Source organism: Verrucomicrobiota bacterium (assembly GCA_039192515.1).
Lineage (GTDB): Bacteria > Verrucomicrobiota > Verrucomicrobiia > Methylacidiphilales > JBCCWR01 > JBCCWR01.
Genome location: JBCCXA010000023.1, coordinates 28,384 through 51,817, shown reverse-complemented (window position 1 = coordinate 51,817; position 23,434 = coordinate 28,384). Strand labels below are relative to the sequence as shown.

Below are 23,434 nucleotides of genomic sequence, written 5' to 3'. Positions count from 1 at the left end.
CCTTGTTATAACCTACTACCGTAGCAGATGCGATTGAGGACATTAGCCCAAGCGCAGCAACTGCAACAGTGATTGCTTTACTTAACTTCATATCTAATATGAACTCCTAGGTTAGTTGTTTCATTTCGATCGATCAATTTCACTTGCCCAAACATATGTTTCTTTTTTGAAATAACAAGCTTATTTATAATTACTGCTACTAAATAAGACTTGCCTCTAGACAAAGTAAAATACTGGCTAGCCATATGGCCTTCAAATCTTGATTATTTTGAATTTTGAATGCAAATATTTATCAGTGCTGCAGTCAATTTGGGTATAAATGCTTATATAACATGACTAATTTATAAAATCGTGTTTATACTTTATTACACTTATGAGACCAAAAACTAAAAATCCTTAAGGTATGGTTACCATGTGCTACTCTTGATACACACGCTAAAATTAACTTGGATTTTTTATTGAGAGCGGATATCTGTTTGTGGAAATGAGGATTATTATACTATGCATGGTAGTAGCTTCTACCAGTTTCTTAGAGATAAAAGCCCAAGATGGATATGATAAGATAAATGTAGATAAATTAGATTTAATAAACAAATATTTTAAAGCGTCTGGACTAGAATACACTCTGAGAAAACAATGGGAAAAATCATTCCAGAGATTAGATGATTACAAACCTGAAGTGGATGAACTCAAGAATCTTAAAGAGCAATTTTCTCTAAACTCACTAACTCAAGAGCTAGCCCCAATTTTTGATAAAAGCTTTACCAGCAGCGAGCTTAAATCTATTATAATTTTCTATGAGAGCGAAGCAGGTCAAAAACTTGCTTTAGAGCGTCAAAGCATTTCCCTTAAGCTTAATGAGGTCGCTAACAAATGGGAAATGAATATGTCCAACAGCTTTCTCAAGAACCGACTAGAAAAAGCAGCCGAAAACAATCCAAGCTTAAGAAAAATGATCGAAAACATGGAAAATAAAAAACAAAAATAAACTCTTTCTTCTATCTAAATTTTTTATAAATTTCCGATAGCTTTAACTCAATAATTACCATCGATAGAAGTCATTTCTTATTAGAATAATATGAAAACTATAACAAGAAAAAGCCTGATAGCATTAGTGCTATTTTGGCTATTTCAGCAACACTTTCTGCCTTGTGCTCATGCTAAACAAAAAATTTCCGAGGAGTACATCAATTTGCTAAAAGAAGCTCAAGAGGCGTTCGATATTAAGGATTACGAAAAGACTGCAGCATTAGCAGATCAGGCTATATCTATAGAGCCCGAAGTTATAGATGCCTATGATTTATTAGGTTCCACCTACCTCCGCTTAGGCAAAGAGGATCCTGAGAATTATGGCAAGGCACTTGAAGCTTACGAAAAGGTTATATCCCTTGATAGAACAAAGGAGTTACTAACCGCATTCAACATTGGAGAATGTTATTTTCTTATGGGTGAATATGACCAAGCAATCAACTACTTTCAAAAGTTTCGCACTTCTCCGGTGGCAGGTCAGTTTAGTGATATTGTGGAACTCAAGCTGTTCCTTTGTCACCTTATGAATGGTAATAGCTCTTACGTGGAACAAGCGCTGAAAGGGGTTACTCCCAGTCCCAATAGCTCACTCTACTACTATGCTCATGCAGCACAGGAGTATAAAAATGGAGATCCTAGCAAAGGCAAAGAATACTTGGATTCTGCGGCGAGAATTTACCCAAGAAAGACTCATAATACCATGGCTGACGCCTTTGTCGAGCTCGGCTGGATTGCCGAAGAAAAACTAAAAGCCAAAGATCTACTGACATCTCCTGAAACCAAGGAAGCTCAGGAAACTGTTCTCACAAGAGAAAACGATGCTGAAGAGAAAAAGAAGGAACTCGAGTCTCTCAACCTGGGTGGAATGGAAGGATTATTGGGAACTGAAGAGGAAAAGGAAGAAGAGTAGGTTTTTTATAAACACTAATGAACGCAAATAGACGCTAAGGAGTAGGAGGTCTTGGACAGGATCATAAGATCTATAGGATCATTAACGAACCACAGATTTAGCTGAGGAGTTGAGCCTCCTCTCCCGTCATCCTATAACTTGATCATAGGATCTATTGCTAAATAATCTTAGCGTATAAATCTTGCCAATCGGGGTTATCTTTTTCGATGAGCTCTATTTTCCATTGTCTTCGCCAAAGCTTCAGGCGTTTTTCCCTCCTAATGGCTGTTTCTGCATTTTGGTGCAACTCATAATAGACTAGTTGGTCCACATTATATCTATCAGTAAACCCAGGCACCTCGTGATTTTTATGCTGCCAAATTCATTGCAACAGATTCGATGTCATTCCTATGTATAGAGTGCCTTTTCTCTGGTTGGCCATTATATAGACATAAAAGGTTTTCTCCATCAATTTGTTATAGTCTAATGGAGTGGCTCCCCCGATCAAGTCGTAGGATGACAGGGTTGGAGGTCGTAGGATGACAGGGTTGGAGGTCGTAGGATGACAGGGTTGGAGGTCGTAGGATGACAGGGTTAGAAGTCGGAGGATGACGATTTTAGAAAGTCGAAGGGTCATGATTTAACACAGTCCGGCGATGATTCTTTAGAAGCCCGAGGATAACATCGAGAACTAGGAGTTTTAACCACTAATCAACGCTAAAATTGATTTAACGCTATCATCTGTGAAAATCTGTGGTTCCTCTTACCCAACGCGATCACTAGCCTCTCTGCCTCTCTGCGTCAAAATCTTACTCTGATACCATTTTGACTTGCTGCCTGCCTTTGACCACTTCGCCCATGGCATAACAATTGGTTTCATTGAGAAGAGCCTCAGCATCTTTAGCGCTAACGATAGCCACCATACCTATGCCCATATTGAAGACTTGGTAAATTTCATCCTGATTTACCAAATTGGTTCCTTGCAGAAGATTGAAGATAGGGAGTTGTGGCCAGGAGCCTATTTGTATTTCAACGGCGGTCCCCGTTGGAAGTATACGAGGGATATTATCGAGAAAGCCTCCGCCAGTAATATGAGATAAGCCTTTGAAAGTAACCTTAGCACTTAGCTTTTTCAGCAAAGGTTGGTAGTTGATATGAGTTCGAAGAAGCTCTTCTCCCAGTGTCCGCTTAGCGCCCGGGACCGGCTCATCTAGGGTCATACGAAGTTGATGAAAAAGGATTTTCCGAGCCAGTGAATAGCCATTGGTATGTAGCCCAGATGAAGAAAAGCCTATGAGTTTATCACCAGGTTTGATCTTCGATCCGTCAATGACTTTTGCTTTATCAACTACCCCAACAATGGTTCCTACAAGGTCATAATCCGTCCCATGATAAAGTCCGGGCATTTGAGCTGTTTCCCCACCAATGAGAGCACAGTTTGCTTTTTTACAAGCCCGGGTCAGCCCTGCGATTATATCCGCAAAAATGCTTGTATCCAGTTCACCAGTTCCAAAATAGTCCAGGAAGAAAAGAGGTTCCGCACCGATTACGGCAATGTCATTGATGCAGTGGTTTACCAAATCCTCACCAATGGTATGGTGACTATTCATCATGGAAGCCACTTTGAGTTTGGTGCCCACGCCATCAATACTGGACACCAAAACTGGATGCTTAAAACTTTTAAACCGTCCATCGAAGAGCCCTCCAAAACCACCGATTTTACTGAGCACTTCAGGTCTCATGGTTCCCTTAATTTTACGAGCAATGTTCTTTTTAACCTTATTACCAAGGTCTACATCAACACCAGCAGCAGCGTATGCTTTCTTCTTAACGGCTTGTTTCTTCGGTGGCATAAATTTTGAAAGTTAGAGCAACAGGTTAGATGGGTACCGTTCGCTGACAAGGTCTTTTCCATACAGAAAAGAGAAGATTTTTGAACAGGAGATCGCTGAGATGCGCAGAGAATTAGAGAATTTATTAGTAACCACAAAACACACGAATAAACACCAAAGAAATAGTAAACTATACTTTAGGAGAAATTGACTGTTCTGGCGCTTACTGTCACATTTCGTGTTTATTAGAGTTCATCAGCGGTTTAACTCGAATGATGCCATAGAATCAGGAAAGTCTAGACAAGTTCTTGGCCGCATGGAGCATAATGCCGATTGGAGGTATCACCTTTTGATAGCTCTTCATCTCCTCTCTACTCCCTTCGACTCAAGCTCTTACGTATCTTTTACGCAGTCTATTGCATCATCCGGGTTTAATGAAACAATTCTTTTCGTCTCATTCGTGCTTTTGGTGGTGACCCCTTTCATTTCCTGGTATTTGTACAAGGATGGACTACTTGATATCTTGCATCGGAAAACCCTCATTGGCATATGCACAAAGTGGCATTTCTGAATACCAAAAGCGACTATCTCGCTACAGCAAGTGTTCCATTCAGTATCTTAAAAAGACGACTTCTGATAAAGAAAGTGCCGCCCTGCTCAAGGCATCAGAGGGCACTTTCCGTGTAAGCTTAGATGAACGGGGCGAATGTCTTAAAACGACTGATATTCATAAGCGGTTTACTCAATGGCAATTAAACGGCGTGTCCCGCATCTCGATTCTGATAGGTGGGGCTGACGGCCATCATTCTGAATTAAGAAAAGAAAGTGACTGGCTCTGGGCCCTAAGTCCTATGACATTACAACACGAATTAGCACTCCTAGTCCTTCTTGAGCAACTTTACCGCGTTGAGACCATTTCCACCGGTACGCCCTACCATAGGGAATAGGCAGACACCAGTAGTATTAACCTCTGAGTAACAGAGTGCGCAGAGATTTCAGCAAGATAGATAGTAGCAATGGATCCCCGGATCAAGTCCGAGGATGACAGGGTTGGGATTCCTGGGATCACAGAGGATTTAGAGAGAGCCCATTTAGATCATTATCCCTAACACTTTGAAATGCTAATATAATCTATGACATCAAGAAGAAAGAGTGAACAGCAGCTTAGAAAGCTATTTCTTCAGGAAAAAAATTTGAGTGAAGAGTAAGCCATTCTGTTTGCTCGTAGCTTAGGCGCAACACCTGATCAAAGATGGAAAATGCACGAAAACTTCCTCCGCTCGCACAACTTGTACAGATATTCAGAGAGAAAAAAATACGGTTTCAAATAGCTGGTATGTCAGCAGCAGTGCTTCAAGGTGTTCCAGCAACGACCTTAGATACAAACATCTGGATTGATTTACCCAAACGCCAGTACCTTAAACTATACATGCTCTGCAAGGAACTTGGAAGAAAGCCGTTAGCAAAGACAGTTGTTGCACTATCGGACGATTCTCTTGTTAATTTTCTATTTCATATTGATGGTCTGAACTCATTCGCGACAGAGTTCAAAAGAGCCCAAAAAGTAAAGTGGCAAGACATGTTCATACCGGTCGTTCCTTTAGAACGAATCTTAAAAAGCAAAAAGCATATCCAACGCCCCAAGGACATTGCTGATATTCCATTGATTGAACAAACTATCAAACTTAAGAAAAAATCTTAACTAATGATTAAACTTCGAGGCTAAGAGTGAAAAATTATTATGACATTTTAAAAGTCTCCGGAGATGCCAGTCCCTCAGAAATTAAGAAGTCCTTTCGCGAACTAGCGAGACTCTACCATCCTGACACCAGAGCTAATCAGGAAGTAGAATCAGCGGATGTGGCATTCAAAGAAATCAATGAAGCCTATGAAGTGCTTAGTGATTGCCAACTAAGAGAAAAATACGATGCTGAGCGCTCTCAGTACCTGTTTGAGAAAGAATTGGAACAGTTCCGAACTGCTAAGATGGAGCAAGTCCATCAAGAGCAAGCCAAGGCAGTAGATGTTTTAGAAGAGCTAGACAAATTAAAAAGCCTATGGCACAACATCCGCGGTAGTAAGATTAAATTGGCTGCTTTTGGAATAGGGTTATTCTTACTACTGACTTTTGCATTTCTTTTAATCGGATACATCTGGCAAGTCTTTTCTGAAATACACCAAGCGATTGCTGAGGCCTCTATCTTAACCCGAGCCATTGGTAGTATTTTATTTATTTTCGGATCATTGATGGCCTTTCTGTATTTTTATACGAGAGATTAATTAAATACTTGGCTACCCTGCCACTTAACGTGAAACTAATTGCATGTTGTCTGTCTCCATAGTCATGCCGGTTTACAATGAGGAAAAGACCATTGAAAAAATTGTTCATACGGTGGTAGATCAAGCTTCCGTAGATGAATTGATTATTGTAGATGATTTCTCAACTGACGATACATGGCATAAGATTCAAACTTTAAAAGAAAAGCACCCTAAAATCTCTTGTCACCGCCACAGATACAACAAAGGAAAGGGTGCTGCGCTGCAGACGGGAATTGCACATGCCACCAAGGATATCGTCATCTTCCAAGATGCTGACTTGGAATATGATCCCAGAGAGTACCCTGTGCTGCTAGCACCAATCATCGAAAATAAGGCCGACGTCGTTTTCGGCTCTCGTTTTTTAGGTGGAGGCCCACACCGTGTGCTCTATTTTTGGCATTTTGTCGGCAACACTATGTTAACACTACTATCTAACGCACTCACCAATATCAATCTAACTGATATGGAAACATGCTTTAAAGCTTTCCGAAAAGAAATTATCCAATCTATTCCCTTAAAAGAAAATCGATTCGGAATAGAACCAGAAATCACTGCTAAGGTGGCGAAAAAGAATCTAAAAATCTACGAAGTCGCTATATCCTATCATGGTAGAACCTTTGCTGAGGGGAAAAAAATTAATTGGCGAGACGGCTTTAGTGCCCTGCGTTGTATTCTACAATATAACCTGCTCGATACCTAAAGAAAGCATGAGCAGAGCGCATCTCCAACATTTGCAATAAACAAGGTAACAGTCCATAACTGAATGACGAAAGAAATACTCCAATGGCTCATCTTAAACTGATTGTTTTATTCACTATAGGATCACTGGCAATCGGTTTCCTTATTTACGGCTCCAGCTCGATTGCCGATAAGAAAGCTCAGATAGACGGAGAACTCAAACGATGGCATAAAATCACTCTCTCCTTGCGGGGACCTGATAGCAGTGAAACGGCCACTCCTAACCCCTTTCTGGACTATCGTATGCTTGTTACTTTCAAACATCCAAAAACAGGCCTAACCTATAAAGTTCCCGGATATTTCGCTGCCGATGGCAACGCCGCCCATACTTCCGCAGTTAGTGGAGACATCTGGAGAGCTCATTTATCTCCAGATGAAATCGGTCAATGGGATTATAAGATTAGCTTTCATACTGGCCCCAATATAGCCATTCATGATGACTTATCCTCCGGAGAGGAAGTGATACCTTATCATGGCATAGACGGAACATTTGAGATCTCTGAGACTGATAAATCAGGACGTGATCACCGGGCTAAAGGACGCCTCCAGTATGTGAATAAACATCACTTACGCTTTGCAGGAAATAACGAGTATTTCTTAAAAGCAGGAGCAGATGCACCGGAGAATCTTTTAGCGTATGAAGATTTTGATGACACTCCAGATACTCTGACCAATAATAAGAAATATCGAAAAAGTTGGACCGCCCATCAGAAAGACTATGTAGAAGCTGAAGCCTTAAATTATACATGGGCTGATGGCAAAGGCACAGAGCTATTAGGTGCAATTCATTATCTGGCGAGTGAAGGTTTGAATGTTTTTTCATTCCTCACGTTCAATATTGACGGGGACGATGACAATGTATTCCCTCACCTATTACGTAAAACTGTGCAGGACTACGAAAATATTGAAGATAACAAACGATGGGAAAATACTACAGATGGGATTCACCACGACCGCTTCGATGTTTCCAAGCTAGACCAATGGGAACAAATATTTTCCTACGCGGATAAAAAGGGCATGTATTTACACTTCAAAACTCAGGAAACTGAAAATGATGAGCTGATGGATAACGGCGAATTGGTTGTCATTAGGAAGCTGTATTACCGAGAATTGATCGCCCGCTTTAGCCACCACCTTGCATTAAACTGGAATCTAGGAGAGGAGAATGATATCTGGAAAAAAGATAAAGACCTCCAACAAACTCGCGTGAAGGGTTATGCTCAGTATTTTTATGAGACTGATCCTTACCATCACCATCTAGTCCTACACACTTACCCCAACCAAAAAAATAAAATTTACCCTGCTTTAGTAGGTGACGCTTCCAAATTTACAGGGGCTTCACTACAGACTAACAAGCCTAACTTTTCCATGGTTTTTAGGGACGTCAAAAAGTGGGTAAATCAATCTGCCGCATCTGGTAAACCTTGGGTAGTCGCTTGCGATGAACCCGGCGATGCCAAGCTAGCTTTACGACCGGATGCCGATAAAGCCCATTCACATACAGACGGCCGCAAAAACGCCTTGTGGGGAACGATTATGGCTGGAGGCGCTGGAGTAGAGTTTTATTTTGGCTACCAAGCCGCTCACTCAGACCTAAGTTGTCAGGACTTTCGAAGTCGTGATCGGTTTTGGGACTATTGCCGATACCTGCTGACTTTTTTCAAAGATAACCAGATCCCCTTCCAAGATATGCGTAATCAGGATAGTCTAAGCAGCAACGCAAAAAGCTGGTGTCTTGCAAAACCTGATGACAACTATGTCATCTATCTCAAAGAAGGGGGCACCACTAGTCTAGACTTGAGTGGTTGCCAAGGGACATATGATGTCAAATGGTTTGATCCCCGAAACGGAGGCTCACTTCTCGAAGGATCAGTCCCATCCATTGAAGGTGGTGATAAACGACTTCTTGGCAACCCACCCGACTCTCTGGACCAGGACTGGGCTATTCTTATTCGTAAAGCACCTAATAGCTGAGCTCCTAGATGTTTTCCTCTTCACACCTAGGATTTCTCTCGCTATTTTCTTGGCTTCATGAAAATCAAGAAAGCCCTTCTCTCCGTTTCAGATAAATCAGGCATTGTTAAACTCGCTCAGTTCCTTGTTGATCATCAAGTGCAGCTCATCTCTACAGGAGGCACTGCTCGGGCTATTCAAGAAGCTGGATTACCTGTTACTGAAATATCTGATTACACCGGATTTCCTGAAATGATGGATGGACGAGTCAAAACACTTCATCCCAAAGTTCATGGCGGTCTTCTGCATCTGCGTAATGATTCCAAACACCTTTCCGAGGCAGCCGAGCATGACATTGCTGCTATTGACTTAGTGATTGTAAATCTCTACCCCTTTGAGCAAGCGATTAGCAAGCCAGATTGTCCATTAGAACATGCCATTGAAAATATTGATATAGGAGGACCTTCTATGCTGCGTAGCGCAGCTAAAAATCATGCTTTTGTCACGGTGTTAGTAGATCCCGCTGACTACTCTGGAGTTATTGAAGAATTAGAAACAAATGGGGAAACTTCGCTCACCACACGCCAAAAGCTAGCTGCCAAAGTCTACCGCCACACTGCACACTATGACGGCGTAATCTCACGCTATCTCACACAACGTTATGAGGAGGAAAATCCTGTTCTTCAAGAGACTTGTGGCACTATTCAACGACTTGCCCAACCACTCCGCTATGGAGAAAACCCTTTCCAAAAGGCGGCACTTTATGGTCCATTCCATGAGCATTTCAAACAATTACACGGCAAAGAACTTTCTTATAATAATATCATCGATATCTCAGCGGCAGTCTCTCTGATCCGTGAATTTGACGGGCATGCGCCTACTTTAGCCATCTTAAAACATACCAATCCTTGTGGAGTAGGAACAGCTGACAACCTCAAATCCGCTTGGGAACTTGCCTTTTCCACGGATCAACAAGCTCCCTTTGGCGGAATTATCGTCATGAACACTCAGGCTGATATAGGGGTAGCAGAAAGCATTTCAGATATCTTCAGTGAAGTGATCATTGCCCCAAGCTTTACTGAAGAAGCCCTTACACTCCTACAAAAGAAAAAGAATCTGCGTCTCATCGAAAATCACTATCCTGGAGAAGCCAACCGCTACGATATGAAGACGGTTCTGGGTGGGCTACTGACTCAAGAAAGCGATGATCAATCCGATTCTCCCGCAAGTTGGAAGGTCGTCACCAAACGCCAGCCCAATGAAGAAGAGATGAGGGGCTTAACTTTTGGCTGGCACATTGTAAAACACGTCAAGTCGAATGCTATTGTATACACCAACGCAAAACAAACCTTAGGCATTGGCGCAGGCCAAATGTCGCGAGTCGATTCATCCAGAATTGCTGTTTGGAAAGCGGGCGAAGCCAAACTAAGTTTAGCAGGAAGTTGTATTGCCTCCGACGCCTTTTTCCCTTTCCCGGATGGTATTGAGGCAGCAGCCGAGGCTGGAGCAACAGCCGCCATCCAACCTGGAGGTAGTCTGCGTGATGAACAAGTCATTGAAGCTGCCAATAAAGCAAATATGGCCATGATTTTCACAGGAAAGCGGCATTTCCGGCATTGATGACATCAACCATGAAGGGCCTCGATAGTCAGGTTGGTTTTGAAAGGGATTAAGTTTAACCCGAATTATTTACTTTTAAGATTTTACTCTTCCAAAAAAAGCGGATAATTGGAACATGCTAAAGGAAGTCACCTTCTCCTATCTAAACAAGTACTTTTTTGTTTGGTCCACTTATGACCCTAGCTGCAAAACGGAAGTCTACTCATACGCACTTATTCGGGATAAAAAGCTCATTCTTATTGATCCTATAGAACCTTCAGCAGATTGCGAGGAGGAATTATTAAAGGCCGGACCTCCGGCACTCATCATACTCACCAATTCCAATCATGAACGGGCGAACACTTATTGGAAAAACAAATACAATCTCCCACTCGGCGCAAGCGCCTCTAGCGTCAAAGACCTCTCTCTGATGCCAGAAGTGATTCTAGAGGATTTAAAACAAATTCACACGCTTAAGCCCATCTACCTCCCAGGTGGTGCACCAGGGGAAACCGCTCTTTATCATGAAACCAGCAAAACGATGATTGTTGGAGATGCCTTAATTAATTTAGAGGAAACCTCATTTGATATCCTTCCTGCAAAGTATTGCTCAGACCAACAAGAGTTGATCCAATCGCTCAAAAAGCTTCTTGCGTTTCCTTTCGAAACATTACTCATGGCGCATGGTGCTCCTCTTACCGAGAATCCCATGGGTAAACTCAATAAAATTCTCTCTTCGTGAAATCCTCGCTCCACTGGTCTTGGAAGCGCTTGCTTTATCTCAGTTTGTTTCTCTTATTAACTCCACCGCTTCAAGCACAAAAGGTCCAACCCCGTCCCCCAACTCTGCCATCTGCGCCCCGTATCCAGACTACGGCAGCCCCCCGTATGCCCGAAGTTATCGAGATAAAACTTGAGGCATTGTTTACCGGCATCAGCAATGGGATAGTAGAGGGATCTTTTAGAGAGCTCTTCGCTGGAACGCCTTTCGAAAAGGACTTTGAGCTTTCAAATCGACTCATTGACACCACAAAAAACTCTCTTAAGCATTTTGGGAATATGAGAACTTATACTATTTTTGAAGTTAAAAAGTATTCATCTCATTTGATTCGCGTCACCTATTTGACCCACCATCACCACAAACATATTCGCTGGCAATTTCTATTCACCTCCAATGACTCCGACTGGCAACTCGTTAATTTCGACATCGATGATATGCGAAACTTCTTACCTAAAGACCCCATAAAAATACCTCCTCCTGGACCTACACAACTAAGGGTTGAAAAATTCTTCCTCAAGTTACAAAACGACAAAATTCGCATGGCCTTCAATGATTTCTTGAACGGAACTGGCCTGCTCCAGCAACCTCGCATGATTGAAAATTTCATCAACCAAGTAGAAGTGGCCACAAAAGAGTATGGAAAAATGAGTCGATACGAACTTTTTGATAACCGCTCTCTTAAGCTGGACACCAAGCTGCTCACCTATGTCACTTATTTAGAGAATAAACCTCTTCGCTGGCAATTATTTTATCAAGCCATCGATCACGAGAATTGGGAACTCACCAATCTACGAGTAGATGACCTCTTAGTCGTGTCATTGCTAGAATAACACCCTTTATTTCGAAGGGGTCAAAAGAATAAAAAACCGTAATAACTTTTAACTCAATCGAATCAGAGCATTGATCGTCCCTCATAATTTGAGCTAAGGAGACGATACGCTATATTACGATGCATTCAAAGGTTGACCCCGCTATCCTTGATGAGACTCGTCTCAAAGCTCTTCGCGAAACTCGTCTCCTTGATAGCCTGAATGAGGAGCAATTTGACAGGCTTACAGATCTCATATGTAAATTACTCAAGGTCCCAGTTGCTCTCGTTTCTCTAGTAGACAAAGATCGGCAATTTTTCAAAAGCCAGCAAGGTTTGCCAGAACCCTGGAAATCAAAACGAGAGACTCCATTATCTCACTCCTTTTGCCAGCATGTAGTCAGTCGGAAAAAGCCACTCATCATTTCTAATGCACCAGGGGATCCTCTGGTAAAGAACAACTTGGCCACCACTGAGCTCAATGTAACCGCCTACCTAGGCATGCCCATAAAAAGCCCTAATCATGAGATAATAGGCTCCATTTGTGCCATCAACCGTATTCCTCATGATTGGACTAAAGAGGAAATCGATATCATGATGACCCTGGCTGAGTTTACAATAACTGAGATCAGATTACGCCATGAGCTTAGAACAAAAGAAAAAACAGAGTATAAACTAAGAAAAGCTAATGAAGATCTTAAGGCTTTTAGCTATATGGCATCACATGATTTACGAGCACCTCTCAGTACTGTCATAGGCCTTATTCATATTCTGAAGGACGAGCAGAACAATGGGGTAGCCAGTGATAAAGCCCAAAATCTCATAAAGCGCATTCTTATGGCCTCTAAGCACATGAGCCAACTTATCAGCGACTCAAGTAAATACATCAATATAACAAATGAACCCGAGAGCATTAGTTTTGAGCATATCTCTCTAAAAGATCCCTTAGAAGATGCCATCAATAATCTTGACCAAGTCATTAAAGAAAATAATGCCCGTATCTCAATCCCTGAAGAACTTCCGCTAATTAGGGGAATTAGAAGCCTGATGGCTGAACTCCTACAAAACCTTATGGCCAATGCTATAAAATACTGCAGAGAGAAACCCGAAGTCGTTGTATCTACAACGGAAACAAATGGTCAAATATCAATTTTAATCAAAGATAATGGAATTGGTATTTCAGAAAATTGCAATGGGAGTATCTTCATTCCCTACAAACGACTGCATAGTGCCAAAGAATTTAACGGTAATGGATTAGGGCTGGCTATTTGTAAAAAGATTGTACAGCTTCACAGCGGCGACATTTCCTATCAATCCAGTCCTGGTAAAGGAAGTACCTTTATTGTCAAACTGCCTCAACCTAAAAACCCCGTGGACAACCGCTAAGAATTCTTAATAAGACCGGCATGAGTTGTTTTTTCCTACTCACTATGCCATCTAATTCAAATAAATTAGGCATCAACTCTGGATATTCAATACGTTCAATGACTTGTTCATTCCCGACTGTTAATAAAAGACTGTAGTGTTTAGTAATATCCGTAATCAACAAACATGCAAAATCTCGGCCACGCTGCCTGGCCATTTCTAGAAGAGCCTCTTCTAGTTCCTGTTTCTTAGGCCAAAAGTGATCGAGTTCCAGCTCTTCAACCTGAGCAACAGCAAGCTTCCAACCATCCTCATCATATTCCTTGCAATCAACTTGGACCACTTCTTTGGCAGATGAACCCTTTAAAATGGAGCCTTCCGCAAACATTTCTTCTGCAAAAGCCTTTAAATCTGCTCCACTTACTTCTTCCAACCAGGTAAGAATTTCTTTATCAGCTTCTGTGGTGGTCGGAGAAGTGAGAAATAATGTGTCTGAAATAATGCCTGAAGCCATGCATAAGGCGATTTTAGATGATGGCTCTATTCCAGCTTGTTTGAACATGTTGGCAACAATGGAGCAGGTAGAACCGATAGGTTCGATGATAAATCGAATAGGCTCACGAGAGGATAGACTGCCACCCAACTTATGGTGATCAATGACTTCTACGATATCCGCATCACTTGCTCCTGTAACGGCTTGAGCATACTCGTTGTGATCCACGAGTATTAAACGTGCTGGTTTAGGATTAATCAGGTCGGTCTTAGAAAACACTCCGACCATTTTCTTTTGTTCATTAATGACGGGAAAGAGAACTTGACCCTTTTGCAAAACCTCGTTTCGTATACTCTCTACTAAGGTATTCTCAGGAAAACTGATAAAATCAGTCCAGATTGCATCACCTATGGGCTTTGCGCACTTCATCAAAAGTGTCGTAGAGGCTGTATCGCGCGGAGAGATTAATACGGTAATATTATTTTTCCGTGCCAGCTTGAGCAACTCTTCTGACAATTCATAACCACCCGTAATGACCAACGCTCTTACACCATATTTGATTGATGATTCCTGAATAGTTGGTCTATTCCCTAAAACAACTACATGTTGTTCCGCAGGATATTCTTTCAATTTATCTTTAAAGACCTCCGCACTCATTGCTGCCACCGTTAGAACTAAATCTTCTCGAGACTCATCATCGACTGCGTGTTGAAACCGCCCTCCTAACACATGACAAATTGTGGACAGGGATGTTTTGATCTGCCTGGGTTGAATCTCTTGGTTACTTTCCGGCAAAAGGAGTTCTACCATCTTTTGCATGGAAAGCATGCCTTCCACGGATCCATCCTCTCGCAACACAGGCATACTTCGAAGCCCTTCATTGCGCATCTTATTAAAAGCTTCCTGAAAAGTGTCATCATAATGCGCGCCTACTACATGGCGCCGGGAAACACCCCCTACAGTCAATCGGGTATCGGTCACTAATCGAGGCTGAGAAACACCTGCTTTACGTAAAACAAAATCCGTTCGAGAATTTACTTCTCCACATCTTATGGCCTCAACATTCTTGTTTCCAATCGCCTGCAAATATTCTGCGTAGGCTATCGCCGAGCAGATAGCGTCTGTATCTGGGTTCTTATGACCTACTACTAAGGTCTTAACATCACTCATGGTCTATTGCGCTTTGTTTTTATTTCCTGCTCTCTTGCGAGCTGTATGATCCAGGATTTGCTTACGTATACGAAGTGCATCCGGGGTTGCCTCAACAAATTCATCACCTGCAATGTACTCAATCATACGCTCTAAACTCATTTTAACAGGAGGTTCAAGTTGTATCCCCTTTCCATCACCAGAAGAACGCATATTTGTCAACTGCTTCGTTTTACACGGATTGACTACCATATCATCAGAGCGAGAGTTCTCACCAACAACCATTCCCGAATAGACCTCCTCACTAGCATCTACAAACATCTTTGCCCTAGCTTGCAAAGTATCAAGAGAATAAGCGGCGGTTGTCCCATCCTCCATGGCCACAAGGACACCATTTTTACGACCTGCAATCTCTCCACGAAATTCTCCATACTCCTTAAACATATGACTCATGATTCCCATACCACGGGTTAAATTTTTAATATCTGTTTCCAGACCAATAACTCCGCGCGTCGGGATCTCAGCCTCCACAATAACAGATGTCGCCTGATGGCGCATGTCTTTTACTTCACCTTTTCTTCCCGCTAGATTTTGCAAGACATCACCTAAGGCATCACTCGGAACATCAATATAAAGATTCTCTATAGGCTCAAGTGTCTTACCACTCTCATCCTCCTCTAAAATCACTTGAGGACGAGAAACCATTAGTTCGTAACCTTCGCGACGCATCTGCTCAACAATCACTGCCACTTGCATTTCACCCCTTGCTCTGACATTGAAAGCACCTGCGCGTTTGGAGTCTTCCACTTGTAAACTCACATTCACTCGCGTCTCCCGGACGAGGCGATCCTTAATGTGGCGAGCGGTTAAAAATTTGCCTGCGCGTCCTGCGAATGGAGAATCATTGACGAGGAACTGCATGGCTATTGTAGGAGGATCAATGGCGACAAAAGGTAGAGCTTCACGGTCGGTCTGATCGGTAATAGTCTCTCCTATAAACACGCTTTCCAGACCAGCTAAGCCAACAATGGAACCGGCGCTAACTTCCTGCACTTCTACACGTTGCATCCCCTCATAGGAGAAAAGCTTTGTCACTTTATTTTTTTCTGAGGTGCCATCACTATGCAAACAAACAACAGAATCTCCCACCTTCACTGAACCACTGTATATCTTGCCAAAGGCAATCCTTCCGACGTAATCACTCCAATCAAGATTAGCCACAAGCATCGAGAAAAATGCCTCATCCCTAAGAATCGGTTGGGGGACAAATTTCTCAATTGCTTCATAGATACTGATCATACCCGCATTGCGACATTCATCTGTAACCTCACCCTTCCAATCCCTAACGGCATAGCCATCACGAGCAGAGGCATAAATAGCAGGAAAATCTAACTGTTCGTCTGTTGCATTGAGTGACAAGAATAGCTCAAAGACCATATCCAAGACCTCATGTGGACGAGCGTTGGGACGGTCTATCTTATTCACGACAACGATAGGACGTGCCCCGCACTCTAAAGCTTTTTGTAAAACAAATTTCGTTTGGGCCTGAGGACCTTCGAAGGCATCTACCAATAGTAGAACACCATCAATCATCTTCATCACACGCTCAACTTCACCACCAAAATCGGCATGGCCCGGCGTATCTACAATATTGATGGTGTGATCATTCCATTTGATACATGCATTTTTTGCTTTAATAGTAATGCCCTTTTCTCGCTCTAGATCCATGGAATCCATCACTCTCTCTTCAATATCCTGATTTTCTCGGAATGTTCCAGACTGCTTGAGCAACTGATCAACGAGTGTTGTTTTTCCATGATCTACGTGAGCGACGATGGCGATGTTTCTAATTTTACTGATATCGGACATTTGCTACCTCTTTTCCCTAATTTTACTTCGTTAGAGGCTTTCTCATAGTTTATGATGACCTTTAACAAAAGGGCCAAAATATCTAGCTTGAATATGCGTGTTAAGCAACTAAATCTTGAAACTTCGGAGTCCTTGCGCATCCTCCCCAAATGAACCGAGTCGGAATTGGATACGATGTGCACCAGTTTGCCGAAGATAGAGATTGCTATCTTGGTGGTGTCAAAATTGAATATGAAAAAGGGCTACTAGGCCACTCTGATGCTGATGTGCTCATCCATGCTATTGCCGATGCATTGCTTGGCAGCTTAGGCGAGGGCGATATAGGTTACCACTTTCCCAACACAGACCCCGAGTGGAAAGACGCTCGCTCCACCCTCTTCTTAGAACATATTTCCAGGATGATAGCCGAACGCAGAGCGACAATCAATAATGTGGATGCTACCGTAATCGCGGAAGCCCCTAAGGTACTTCCACACCTAAATGCGATGCGCGAAGTCCTTAGCAAATCTCTAAAGATTAAACCGTCTCAGATCACCATAAAAGCCACGACCAATGAAACCATGGGATTTGTAGGCCGCAAGGAAGGGATCGCAGCGATGGCTGTAGCAAGTATTGAAATCACCTCATAAGGTGGTATTTTGAAGCTCACAGTGCCGAACTCTGGTCAGTTTATTTCATTTGAGGGATCCGAAGGAGCCGGTAAGACCACTCAGATTGCTTTGTTGCAAGATTGGCTCAAAGCAAAAAAGTTGAAAGTCATTACCTTGAGAGAACCGGGAGCCACTAAACTTGGTGAAGCTGTCCGCAATCTTCTCAAACATGATCCAGCAGGTGAAGGCATGTGTCCTGAGTCAGAACTTCTTCTCTTTTGTGCCAGCCGTGCTCAACTTGTAAGAGAAGTCATTCAGCCAGCACTGGCCTCTGGAACCTGGGTCATTGCCGATCGGTTTCATGACTCAACCACTGTCTACCAAGGCTACGCGCGTGGCCTACCCTTAAAGCTAGTCGAGACCATCAACGATTTTGCGCTATCTAGCACGATTCCAGACCTCACTCTCTATTTGGACTTAGATACGCAAACGTCTCTTGCCCGCGCGCAACAACGCACAGGCCCCAAAGACCGTATGGAACAAGAGCCTTCAGAATTTTTCAGCAAAGTCCGGCAGGGTTATCTAAACCTCTTCAAGGAACAGGGAAATAGATTTAGAATGATCCAAGCAGTGGGCTCAAAACAAGAAATTTTCAATCTTATCCTAAAGGAAATCAAAAGTGCCTTTCCAGACATCCGTTATTAAAGAACGTATCCTGAAGGCTCAAGCTGAAGAGCGCCTGGCTCATGCCTATTTACTGACAGGGCCAAGTATGCAGGAGCTTGAGACACTTTTCTACGACCTAGCTCACAGCTTACTCAAAATAAATAAAGCATCCTCTCTACTCATAGAGGAAGAAAAAGACATAAGGCCTTTCTCTCATGCTGATTTGCACGTGATTAAACCTGAATCAAAGTCCCGCCGACTTAAAGTTGAGCAAATCCGCAAGCTAGAACATGCTCTCCAACTTCATGCCCATGATGCGCCTGTGAAAGTTGCGGGCATCTTTGCCGCTGACCGCATGTGCCTCCCTCCTGCTGAAGCAGCAAACGCTTTTCTTAAAACCTTAGAAGAGCCCCCTGACCACACTATTATCTTTCTCCTCACCGACCGTCCCACTGCTCTACTACCGACGATCATTTCACGCTGCCTCAATCTTGCTGTCATAGACACTCATGACCCACAACAGGAAGAGCTTTGGACTCCAGATTTTCTTACCTCTTGGCTACAAAATGAAAGTCATCATCCTGATACAGCTTACCGTTACGCGAGTCAGCTATCCAAACGCTGGCAGCAACTACGTGAAGATATCGCAGCGAAATTAAAACAAGCTTATGCCTCCTCATCAACAAATGACCCACTAGAAAGTGAAGATGTCCAAATCGCTCAAATCGAAAGCGATTTTCTTCTGGCCCGAGACCAAAGTATTGCCAGTCTTATACGCGGCATTTGGAAGCACGCAGAATTACTTGGGGAGTACACTGCTGCCGCACCCATTTGCGAAACTTTAGAGGACCTAAGACTTGCTTTAAACCGCAATATTGACCAAGATTTAGCCCTGGAAAGGGCTTGTTTGGTCATATTTGGGCAAATTCATGCCATTAACGATAAAGCAAAAACCAATTGACCTAACCCCTTTTTGGCTTACTCTGCACGCCTGTTGTCAGAGTTATTAATTTAAAAGTCAGCGAGGAAAATCATGGAGCTAAAAGAAATCAAATCAGTTATCGATCTCATGAACAAAAACAAACTCAGCGAGTTCGAGCTAGAGAAAAATGACTTCAAAATCCGTATCGCTCGCGAAAGTGGCGCTGCAACAGGCACCATATCCCAAGTGACGCCGCAAATTACCTATCAAACGCCAGCCCCATTACCAGCTCCAGCAGCCCCAGCTGCTGCTAGCCCTACGGTTGTTGAGACCTCAGATAGCTTACCCACGATCAACTCTCCGATGGTGGGAACCTTTTATATTTCTCCATCTCCAGAATCCGATGCCTACGTCGAAGTTGGACAAGAAGTTAACGAAAATACAATCGTTTGTATTATAGAGGCCATGAAAGTTATGAATGAAATCAAGGCCGAAATGAAGGGAACGATTGTTGAAATTATTGCTGAGAACGCTAAGCCTGTTGAATTTGGCAAACCCTTATTCAAAATCCGGCCTAAATAATCAGTCTCCCTTTCCTGGCACATTGTCAGGAGCAGTGGTGGAGCACCAGTAACTAGAAAGATAGATTAACAACACGATGTTTGATAAGATTCTCATAGCGAACCGCGGCGAAATTGCCCTGCGCATCATTCGAGCCTGCCGAGAATTCGGCATCAAAACCATGGCAGTCTATTCTGAGGCGGATATAGATTCGCTACACGTTCAACTTGCTGATGAAGCCGTATGTATAGGACCGGGTCCAAGTAGTGAAAGTTACCTCAAGATAGACCGCATTATATCCGCTGCTGAGATAGGCGATGTAGATGCCATCCACCCAGGGTATGGATTCCTTGCGGAAAGCACTCATTTCGCAGAAGTTTGTGCCTCATGTAACATTAAATTTATTGGCCCTAGCCCTGAATGTATTACTAAGATGGGTGACAAGGCCACAGCCCGTGATACAGCCTTAGAAGCGGGAGTGCCCATTACCCCAGGATCCGATGGCATTGTTGAAACTGAAAACGAAGCCCTTAAAATTGCTCAAAAGATTGGTTATCCCGTCATGATCAAAGCTGTCGCTGGCGGCGGCGGCAAAGGCATGCGCCCAGCACACAATGATATTTCGCTCGTGCAAGGTTACCACGCCGCTCAGATGGAAGCGGAAAAATCTTTTGGAAACTCTGCTATATACATCGAAAAACTCATTGAAAACCCTCACCACATTGAGTTTCAAGTGATGGGTGACAGTCATGGGAGAATCGTTCATGTTGGCGAGCGTGACTGTTCTATCCAGCGACGTAACCAAAAACTCATAGAGGAAGCTCCTTCACCTATGCTCAGTGAGGAATTACGTATAAAGATGGGTGAGGCCTCTGTAAAGCTAGCAGAGCATGTTGGTTACCAAAACGCCGGAACGATCGAATACCTCGTCGATGACAACGGGAATTTCTATTTCATGGAAATGAATACCCGCATCCAAGTCGAGCATCCTATTACAGAAGAAGTTTATTCTGTCGACTTAGTTAAGGAACAAATCCGCATTGCCGCCGGAGAACATCTTCATGAGGTTTATGATAATCTTGTTCCCATGCGCCACGCTATGGAGTTCCGAATCAATGCAGAGGATCCATTTAATAATTTCATGCCCTCGCCAGGGAAACTAGACCTATTCTATGGACCTGGCGGCAGAGGCGTCCGCATTGATACCCATGTCTATGGAGGCTATTCCATTCCTCCTTATTACGACTCTATGGTTGCTAAACTGATTGCCTACGGCAGAAACCGTAAAGACGCCATCACTCGCATGGAGAGGGCCATGCAAGAAGTCATTACCCGAGGCATCAAGACTTCTATTCCATTAGGACAGATGATTCTTAGCCATCCTGATTTCCGTCGCGGAAAATACAGCACCCACTTTGTGCAGCACCTGCTCGATCAACAAAACTACCAGAAGTAGTCCAGTGCCATTTGTATGGATCACGCTACCGCAATTAGCCAGCTCCAAAAAGCTAGACTCTATGCCATCCTGGACACCGGATATAGTGCACCCAATGACTGGCCTAAGCTCACCGAGCAACTTATAGCCGGTGGTGTAGGTGTTATTCAAATTCGAGCAAAGAAATCTTCCCATGAAGAAATCATCGCGTGGACCAAGCTTGTTCAACCCATCACCCAAGACCACCATATACCGCTTATTATCAATGATTTTCCTGAGCTTGTTTCCATAACACAGGCGGACGGCGTTCATATAGGACAGGACGACATGGCCGTGAATGCTGCACGCAAGCTCACAGGCCCTGATAAGATTATTGGGAAATCAACCCATTCGCTTCTACAAGTTCGCGAAACCGCTTCAGAAAAGCCTGATTACATAGGCTTTGGCCCATTATTTAGTACCCCTACCAAGCCGACCTACAATCCTGTTGGATTGCAAGAAATTTCTCAAGTGAGGGATCTTATTCATGCCCCAGTATTCTGCATCGGAGGGATTAAAGTAGAAAATATCTCCCAGGTGATCGAGAAGGGAGCACAACGAGTAGTTATTGTATCCGGTTTGTTAACAGCATCTTCTCCCACTCAATATGCCATGGATATCTTCAAGCACTTAAGTAGGATGCAACTATGAAAAAACGCTGCCGTTGGTGCACTTCCTCTGAAATCTACATCAAGTACCATGATGAAGAATGGGGCGTGCCAGTTTATGAAGACCAAGCACTCTTTGCCAAGCTGATGCTGGACGGAGCTCAAGCCGGACTTAGTTGGATTACAATTCTTAAAAAACGCGATAACTACTACCGTGCTTTTGATCAATTCGACCCCTACAAAATGGCTCGCTACACAGATAAAAAATTGGAACAACTACTCCAAGATTCTGGTATTATTCGCAATCGCCTCAAAATTAAATCTGCCCGACTCAATGCGTGCGGCTACCTCAAAATCATGGAAGAACATGGCAGTTTCAGTGATTTTCTTTGGCAGTTCGTTGGCGGTGAACCTATCCAGAACAGTTGGAAAACGATGGAACAAGTACCAACAAAAACTGCTGAATCCGATGCCATGAGCAAAGCTCTCAAGAAAGCTGGATTCAGTTTTGTAGGCTCCACCATCTGTTATGCTTTCATGCAGGCAGTCGGTATGGTGAATGACCATACTACAGATTGCTTTCGCCATCGCGAAGTGCTAGAACTAAGTAAGTAGGAATTATGATAGCTTTCAACGAAGACACTCATCCCAAAGAAAAGAATGTCCTTGGGGGACCACTAGAACCTTGCTGTTTTTCCCCAATGACCGGGTTTTACAGAACGGGATATTGTGAGACCGGACCAGATGATGCAGGCAGACATACTGTATGTGTGACGGCTACAGACGAGTTTCTACAGTTTTCAAAATCCGTTGGTAATGATCTCTCAACTCCCATTCCACAATACAGATTCCCAGGACTAAAAGCTGGAGATCGTTGGTGCTTATGCGCTTTGAGATGGAAAGAAGCCTTTGAAAACAACTCGGCACCCAAAGTTCACTTGGAAGCGACTCATCGCTCCGTTTTAGAGCATATCGATCTAGAAGCTCTCAAGGAATATGCCGCTGAATAGGCTTCATCGGAAGAGAAACCCTCTATGCATGGACTGATCAGAGTATTTTTAGTTCCATACCCTATACAAGCCCAACATATTCTATCTAATTACCATTCCGGTCTTTATCATCCCTAGTGTTCAACCTGAGGCAGCCAACTCAACACTAATAATGACCTGATTCTTACTGTTATTTACTAGACAACAACTTCTCCACGTATTTGGCCAACATATCGTACTCCAAATTAACTAAATCACCCGCTTTTCGCTGGTGCATAGCTGTAACTTCATAGGTGTGGGGAATAATCCATACTGAGAAAGTCCGGTCATTCACCTCACCTACAGTAAGGCTCACTCCATCTATTGCTATAGCTCCCTTTGGAACTAAATAACGCTCATCACCATCTGGAACTTCAACTTCTAAGATATAGTCGCTTCCCGATCTCTCCCACTTGACAATCTCGCCAGTGCCATCCACATGACCGGATACAAAATGACCTCCGATTCGATCTCCTACCGCTAGCGACCGCTCAAGATTAATCAAACTGCCTTGTTCTAATTGCTTTAAATTAGTCGCACGTTGAGTCTCCTCTAATAAATCAAATGTTAGAAAACCTTTTTCTAGGTCAAATGAAACGACCGTCAAACAACAACCATTATTAGAAATAGAGTCGCCAAGCTTAACATCTTTGTGAACCTTTTCTGACTGAATAGTAAATGTGCAGCCTGTTTCGGTTTTCTTTAGCTCAATCACCTGGCCAGCCTCCTCTACAATACCACTAAACATGACTAAAGATTCT

Annotated in this window: 24 protein-coding genes; 19 read left to right on the top strand and 5 right to left on the bottom strand. The window is 43.1% G+C overall.

Annotation, left to right across the window (positions count from 1 at the left end; all coding sequences use genetic code 11):
• The first annotated feature begins 505 nt into the window (after positions 1–505).
• Together AAGA18_11080 and AAGA18_11075 are read left to right on the top strand one after the other, a co-directional pair.
• Positions 506–988: a DUF2059 domain-containing protein gene (locus AAGA18_11080; GenBank protein ID MEM9445881.1), complete on the top strand. Its 483-nt coding sequence runs from the start codon at positions 506–508 to the stop codon at positions 986–988.
• Between the two features lie 90 nt (positions 989–1,078).
• Complete coding sequence (locus AAGA18_11075) at positions 1,079–1,939, top strand: tetratricopeptide repeat protein (protein ID MEM9445880.1); 861 nt, start codon at positions 1,079–1,081, stop codon at positions 1,937–1,939.
• A gap of 157 nt (positions 1,940–2,096) precedes the next feature.
• Here the strand turns inward: AAGA18_11075 and AAGA18_11070 are convergent, their stop codons facing one another.
• Together AAGA18_11070 and purM are read right to left on the bottom strand one after the other, a co-directional pair.
• Complete coding sequence (locus AAGA18_11070; protein ID MEM9445879.1) at positions 2,097–2,300, bottom strand: GIY-YIG nuclease family protein; 204 nt, start codon at positions 2,298–2,300, stop codon at positions 2,097–2,099.
• 427 nt (positions 2,301–2,727) lie between these two features.
• The gene (gene purM / locus AAGA18_11065) at positions 2,728–3,771 is read right to left on the bottom strand and encodes a phosphoribosylformylglycinamidine cyclo-ligase (protein ID MEM9445878.1); all 1,044 of its coding nucleotides are present in this window, start codon (positions 3,769–3,771) and stop codon (positions 2,728–2,730) included.
• 485 nt (positions 3,772–4,256) lie between these two features.
• Between purM and AAGA18_11060 the strand changes: the two genes are divergently transcribed.
• The 9 genes from AAGA18_11060 (at position 4,257) to AAGA18_11020 (ending at position 13,334) form a co-directional block, all read left to right on the top strand.
• Positions 4,257–4,697 (top strand): 23S rRNA (pseudouridine(1915)-N(3))-methyltransferase RlmH, encoded by a 441-nt coding sequence (locus AAGA18_11060; GenBank protein MEM9445877.1) that lies wholly within the window; start codon positions 4,257–4,259, stop codon positions 4,695–4,697.
• A 305-nt stretch (positions 4,698–5,002) separates the two neighbouring features.
• Positions 5,003–5,452, top strand: a complete 450-nt coding sequence (locus AAGA18_11055; GenBank protein MEM9445876.1) for a hypothetical protein — start codon at positions 5,003–5,005, stop codon at positions 5,450–5,452.
• A gap of 26 nt (positions 5,453–5,478) precedes the next feature.
• Positions 5,479–6,030: a DnaJ domain-containing protein gene (locus tag AAGA18_11050; protein ID MEM9445875.1), complete on the top strand. Its 552-nt coding sequence runs from the start codon at positions 5,479–5,481 to the stop codon at positions 6,028–6,030.
• A gap of 46 nt (positions 6,031–6,076) precedes the next feature.
• Positions 6,077–6,769, top strand: coding sequence for a glycosyltransferase family 2 protein (locus AAGA18_11045; protein MEM9445874.1), 693 nt, complete (start codon positions 6,077–6,079; stop codon positions 6,767–6,769).
• Between the two features lie 83 nt (positions 6,770–6,852).
• Positions 6,853–8,781 carry a DUF5060 domain-containing protein gene (locus AAGA18_11040; protein ID MEM9445873.1) on the top strand — a complete coding sequence of 643 codons (1,929 nt, stop codon included), beginning with the start codon at positions 6,853–6,855 and terminating at the stop codon, positions 8,779–8,781.
• 57 nt (positions 8,782–8,838) lie between these two features.
• On the top strand, positions 8,839–10,380 hold the full coding sequence (purH, locus tag AAGA18_11035) for a bifunctional phosphoribosylaminoimidazolecarboxamide formyltransferase/IMP cyclohydrolase (protein ID MEM9445872.1): 1,542 nt from the start codon (positions 8,839–8,841) through the stop codon (positions 10,378–10,380).
• A gap of 115 nt (positions 10,381–10,495) precedes the next feature.
• Complete coding sequence (locus AAGA18_11030; protein MEM9445871.1) at positions 10,496–11,101, top strand: MBL fold metallo-hydrolase; 606 nt, start codon at positions 10,496–10,498, stop codon at positions 11,099–11,101.
• Positions 11,098–11,970: a hypothetical protein gene (locus tag AAGA18_11025; GenBank protein MEM9445870.1), complete on the top strand. Its 873-nt coding sequence runs from the start codon at positions 11,098–11,100 to the stop codon at positions 11,968–11,970. The genes AAGA18_11030 and AAGA18_11025 overlap by 4 nt, the downstream gene beginning before the upstream one ends.
• Positions 11,971–12,089: 119 nt before the next feature.
• A complete protein-coding gene (locus AAGA18_11020) occupies positions 12,090–13,334 on the top strand; it encodes an ATP-binding protein (protein MEM9445869.1) in 1,245 nt (414 codons plus the stop codon).
• Here AAGA18_11020 and AAGA18_11015 read toward each other — a convergent pair.
• Positions 13,309–14,976 (bottom strand): putative manganese-dependent inorganic diphosphatase, encoded by a 1,668-nt coding sequence (locus AAGA18_11015; GenBank protein MEM9445868.1) that lies wholly within the window; start codon positions 14,974–14,976, stop codon positions 13,309–13,311. The genes AAGA18_11020 and AAGA18_11015 overlap by 26 nt on opposite strands.
• 3 nt (positions 14,977–14,979) lie before the next feature.
• On the bottom strand, positions 14,980–16,824 hold the full coding sequence (gene typA, locus AAGA18_11010; GenBank protein ID MEM9445867.1) for a translational GTPase TypA: 1,845 nt from the start codon (positions 16,822–16,824) through the stop codon (positions 14,980–14,982).
• 149 nt (positions 16,825–16,973) lie between these two features.
• Here typA and ispF point away from each other — a divergent pair, with 149 nt between their 5' ends.
• The 8 genes from ispF (at position 16,974) to AAGA18_10970 (ending at position 22,655) form a co-directional block, all read left to right on the top strand.
• A complete protein-coding gene (gene ispF / locus AAGA18_11005) occupies positions 16,974–17,453 on the top strand; it encodes a 2-C-methyl-D-erythritol 2,4-cyclodiphosphate synthase (protein ID MEM9445866.1) in 480 nt (159 codons plus the stop codon).
• A 9-nt stretch (positions 17,454–17,462) separates the two neighbouring features.
• On the top strand, positions 17,463–18,119 hold the full coding sequence (gene tmk / locus AAGA18_11000; protein MEM9445865.1) for a dTMP kinase: 657 nt from the start codon (positions 17,463–17,465) through the stop codon (positions 18,117–18,119).
• On the top strand, positions 18,094–19,041 hold the full coding sequence (locus AAGA18_10995; protein ID MEM9445864.1) for a hypothetical protein: 948 nt from the start codon (positions 18,094–18,096) through the stop codon (positions 19,039–19,041). Before tmk ends, AAGA18_10995 begins: the two co-directional genes overlap by 26 nt.
• 72 nt (positions 19,042–19,113) lie before the next feature.
• A complete protein-coding gene (accB, locus tag AAGA18_10990; protein ID MEM9445863.1) occupies positions 19,114–19,584 on the top strand; it encodes an acetyl-CoA carboxylase biotin carboxyl carrier protein in 471 nt (156 codons plus the stop codon).
• Between the two features lie 76 nt (positions 19,585–19,660).
• On the top strand, positions 19,661–21,019 hold the full coding sequence (accC, locus tag AAGA18_10985) for an acetyl-CoA carboxylase biotin carboxylase subunit (GenBank protein ID MEM9445862.1): 1,359 nt from the start codon (positions 19,661–19,663) through the stop codon (positions 21,017–21,019).
• Between the two features lie 15 nt (positions 21,020–21,034).
• The gene (thiE, locus tag AAGA18_10980) at positions 21,035–21,688 is read left to right on the top strand and encodes a thiamine phosphate synthase (GenBank protein MEM9445861.1); all 654 of its coding nucleotides are present in this window, start codon (positions 21,035–21,037) and stop codon (positions 21,686–21,688) included.
• Positions 21,685–22,260: a DNA-3-methyladenine glycosylase I gene (locus AAGA18_10975; protein MEM9445860.1), complete on the top strand. Its 576-nt coding sequence runs from the start codon at positions 21,685–21,687 to the stop codon at positions 22,258–22,260. The genes thiE and AAGA18_10975 overlap by 4 nt, the downstream gene beginning before the upstream one ends.
• A 5-nt stretch (positions 22,261–22,265) precedes the next feature.
• Complete coding sequence (locus AAGA18_10970; GenBank protein ID MEM9445859.1) at positions 22,266–22,655, top strand: DUF2237 domain-containing protein; 390 nt, start codon at positions 22,266–22,268, stop codon at positions 22,653–22,655.
• A 169-nt stretch (positions 22,656–22,824) separates the two neighbouring features.
• On the opposite strand, the gene AAGA18_10965 is transcribed toward AAGA18_10970, so the two are convergent.
• On the bottom strand, positions 22,825–23,421 hold the full coding sequence (locus AAGA18_10965; protein MEM9445858.1) for a riboflavin synthase: 597 nt from the start codon (positions 23,419–23,421) through the stop codon (positions 22,825–22,827).
• Positions 23,422–23,434: the final 13 nt, after the last annotated feature.

Coding starts and splice junctions, on each gene's coding strand:
- AAGA18_10970 (MEM9445859.1), top strand. CDS start 22,266: ATGATAGCTTTCAACGAAGACACTCATCCCAAAGAAAAGAATGTCCTT.
- thiE (MEM9445861.1), top strand. CDS start 21,035: ATGGATCACGCTACCGCAATTAGCCAGCTCCAAAAAGCTAGACTCTAT.
- AAGA18_11030 (MEM9445871.1), top strand. CDS start 10,496: ATGCTAAAGGAAGTCACCTTCTCCTATCTAAACAAGTACTTTTTTGTT.
- AAGA18_11055 (MEM9445876.1), top strand. CDS start 5,003: ATGGAAAATGCACGAAAACTTCCTCCGCTCGCACAACTTGTACAGATA.
- AAGA18_10975 (MEM9445860.1), top strand. CDS start 21,685: ATGAAAAAACGCTGCCGTTGGTGCACTTCCTCTGAAATCTACATCAAG.
- AAGA18_11020 (MEM9445869.1), top strand. CDS start 12,090: ATGCATTCAAAGGTTGACCCCGCTATCCTTGATGAGACTCGTCTCAAA.
- AAGA18_10965 (MEM9445858.1), bottom strand. CDS start 23,421: ATGTTTAGTGGTATTGTAGAGGAGGCTGGCCAGGTGATTGAGCTAAAG.
- typA (MEM9445867.1), bottom strand. CDS start 16,824: ATGTCCGATATCAGTAAAATTAGAAACATCGCCATCGTCGCTCACGTA.
- AAGA18_11080 (MEM9445881.1), top strand. CDS start 506: ATGGTAGTAGCTTCTACCAGTTTCTTAGAGATAAAAGCCCAAGATGGA.
- ispF (MEM9445866.1), top strand. CDS start 16,974: ATGAACCGAGTCGGAATTGGATACGATGTGCACCAGTTTGCCGAAGAT.
- purH (MEM9445872.1), top strand. CDS start 8,839: ATGAAAATCAAGAAAGCCCTTCTCTCCGTTTCAGATAAATCAGGCATT.
- AAGA18_11075 (MEM9445880.1), top strand. CDS start 1,079: ATGAAAACTATAACAAGAAAAAGCCTGATAGCATTAGTGCTATTTTGG.
- accC (MEM9445862.1), top strand. CDS start 19,661: ATGTTTGATAAGATTCTCATAGCGAACCGCGGCGAAATTGCCCTGCGC.
- purM (MEM9445878.1), bottom strand. CDS start 3,771: ATGCCACCGAAGAAACAAGCCGTTAAGAAGAAAGCATACGCTGCTGCT.
- AAGA18_11060 (MEM9445877.1), top strand. CDS start 4,257: ATGGACTACTTGATATCTTGCATCGGAAAACCCTCATTGGCATATGCA.
- AAGA18_11040 (MEM9445873.1), top strand. CDS start 6,853: ATGGCTCATCTTAAACTGATTGTTTTATTCACTATAGGATCACTGGCA.
- AAGA18_11015 (MEM9445868.1), bottom strand. CDS start 14,976: ATGAGTGATGTTAAGACCTTAGTAGTAGGTCATAAGAACCCAGATACA.
- accB (MEM9445863.1), top strand. CDS start 19,114: ATGGAGCTAAAAGAAATCAAATCAGTTATCGATCTCATGAACAAAAAC.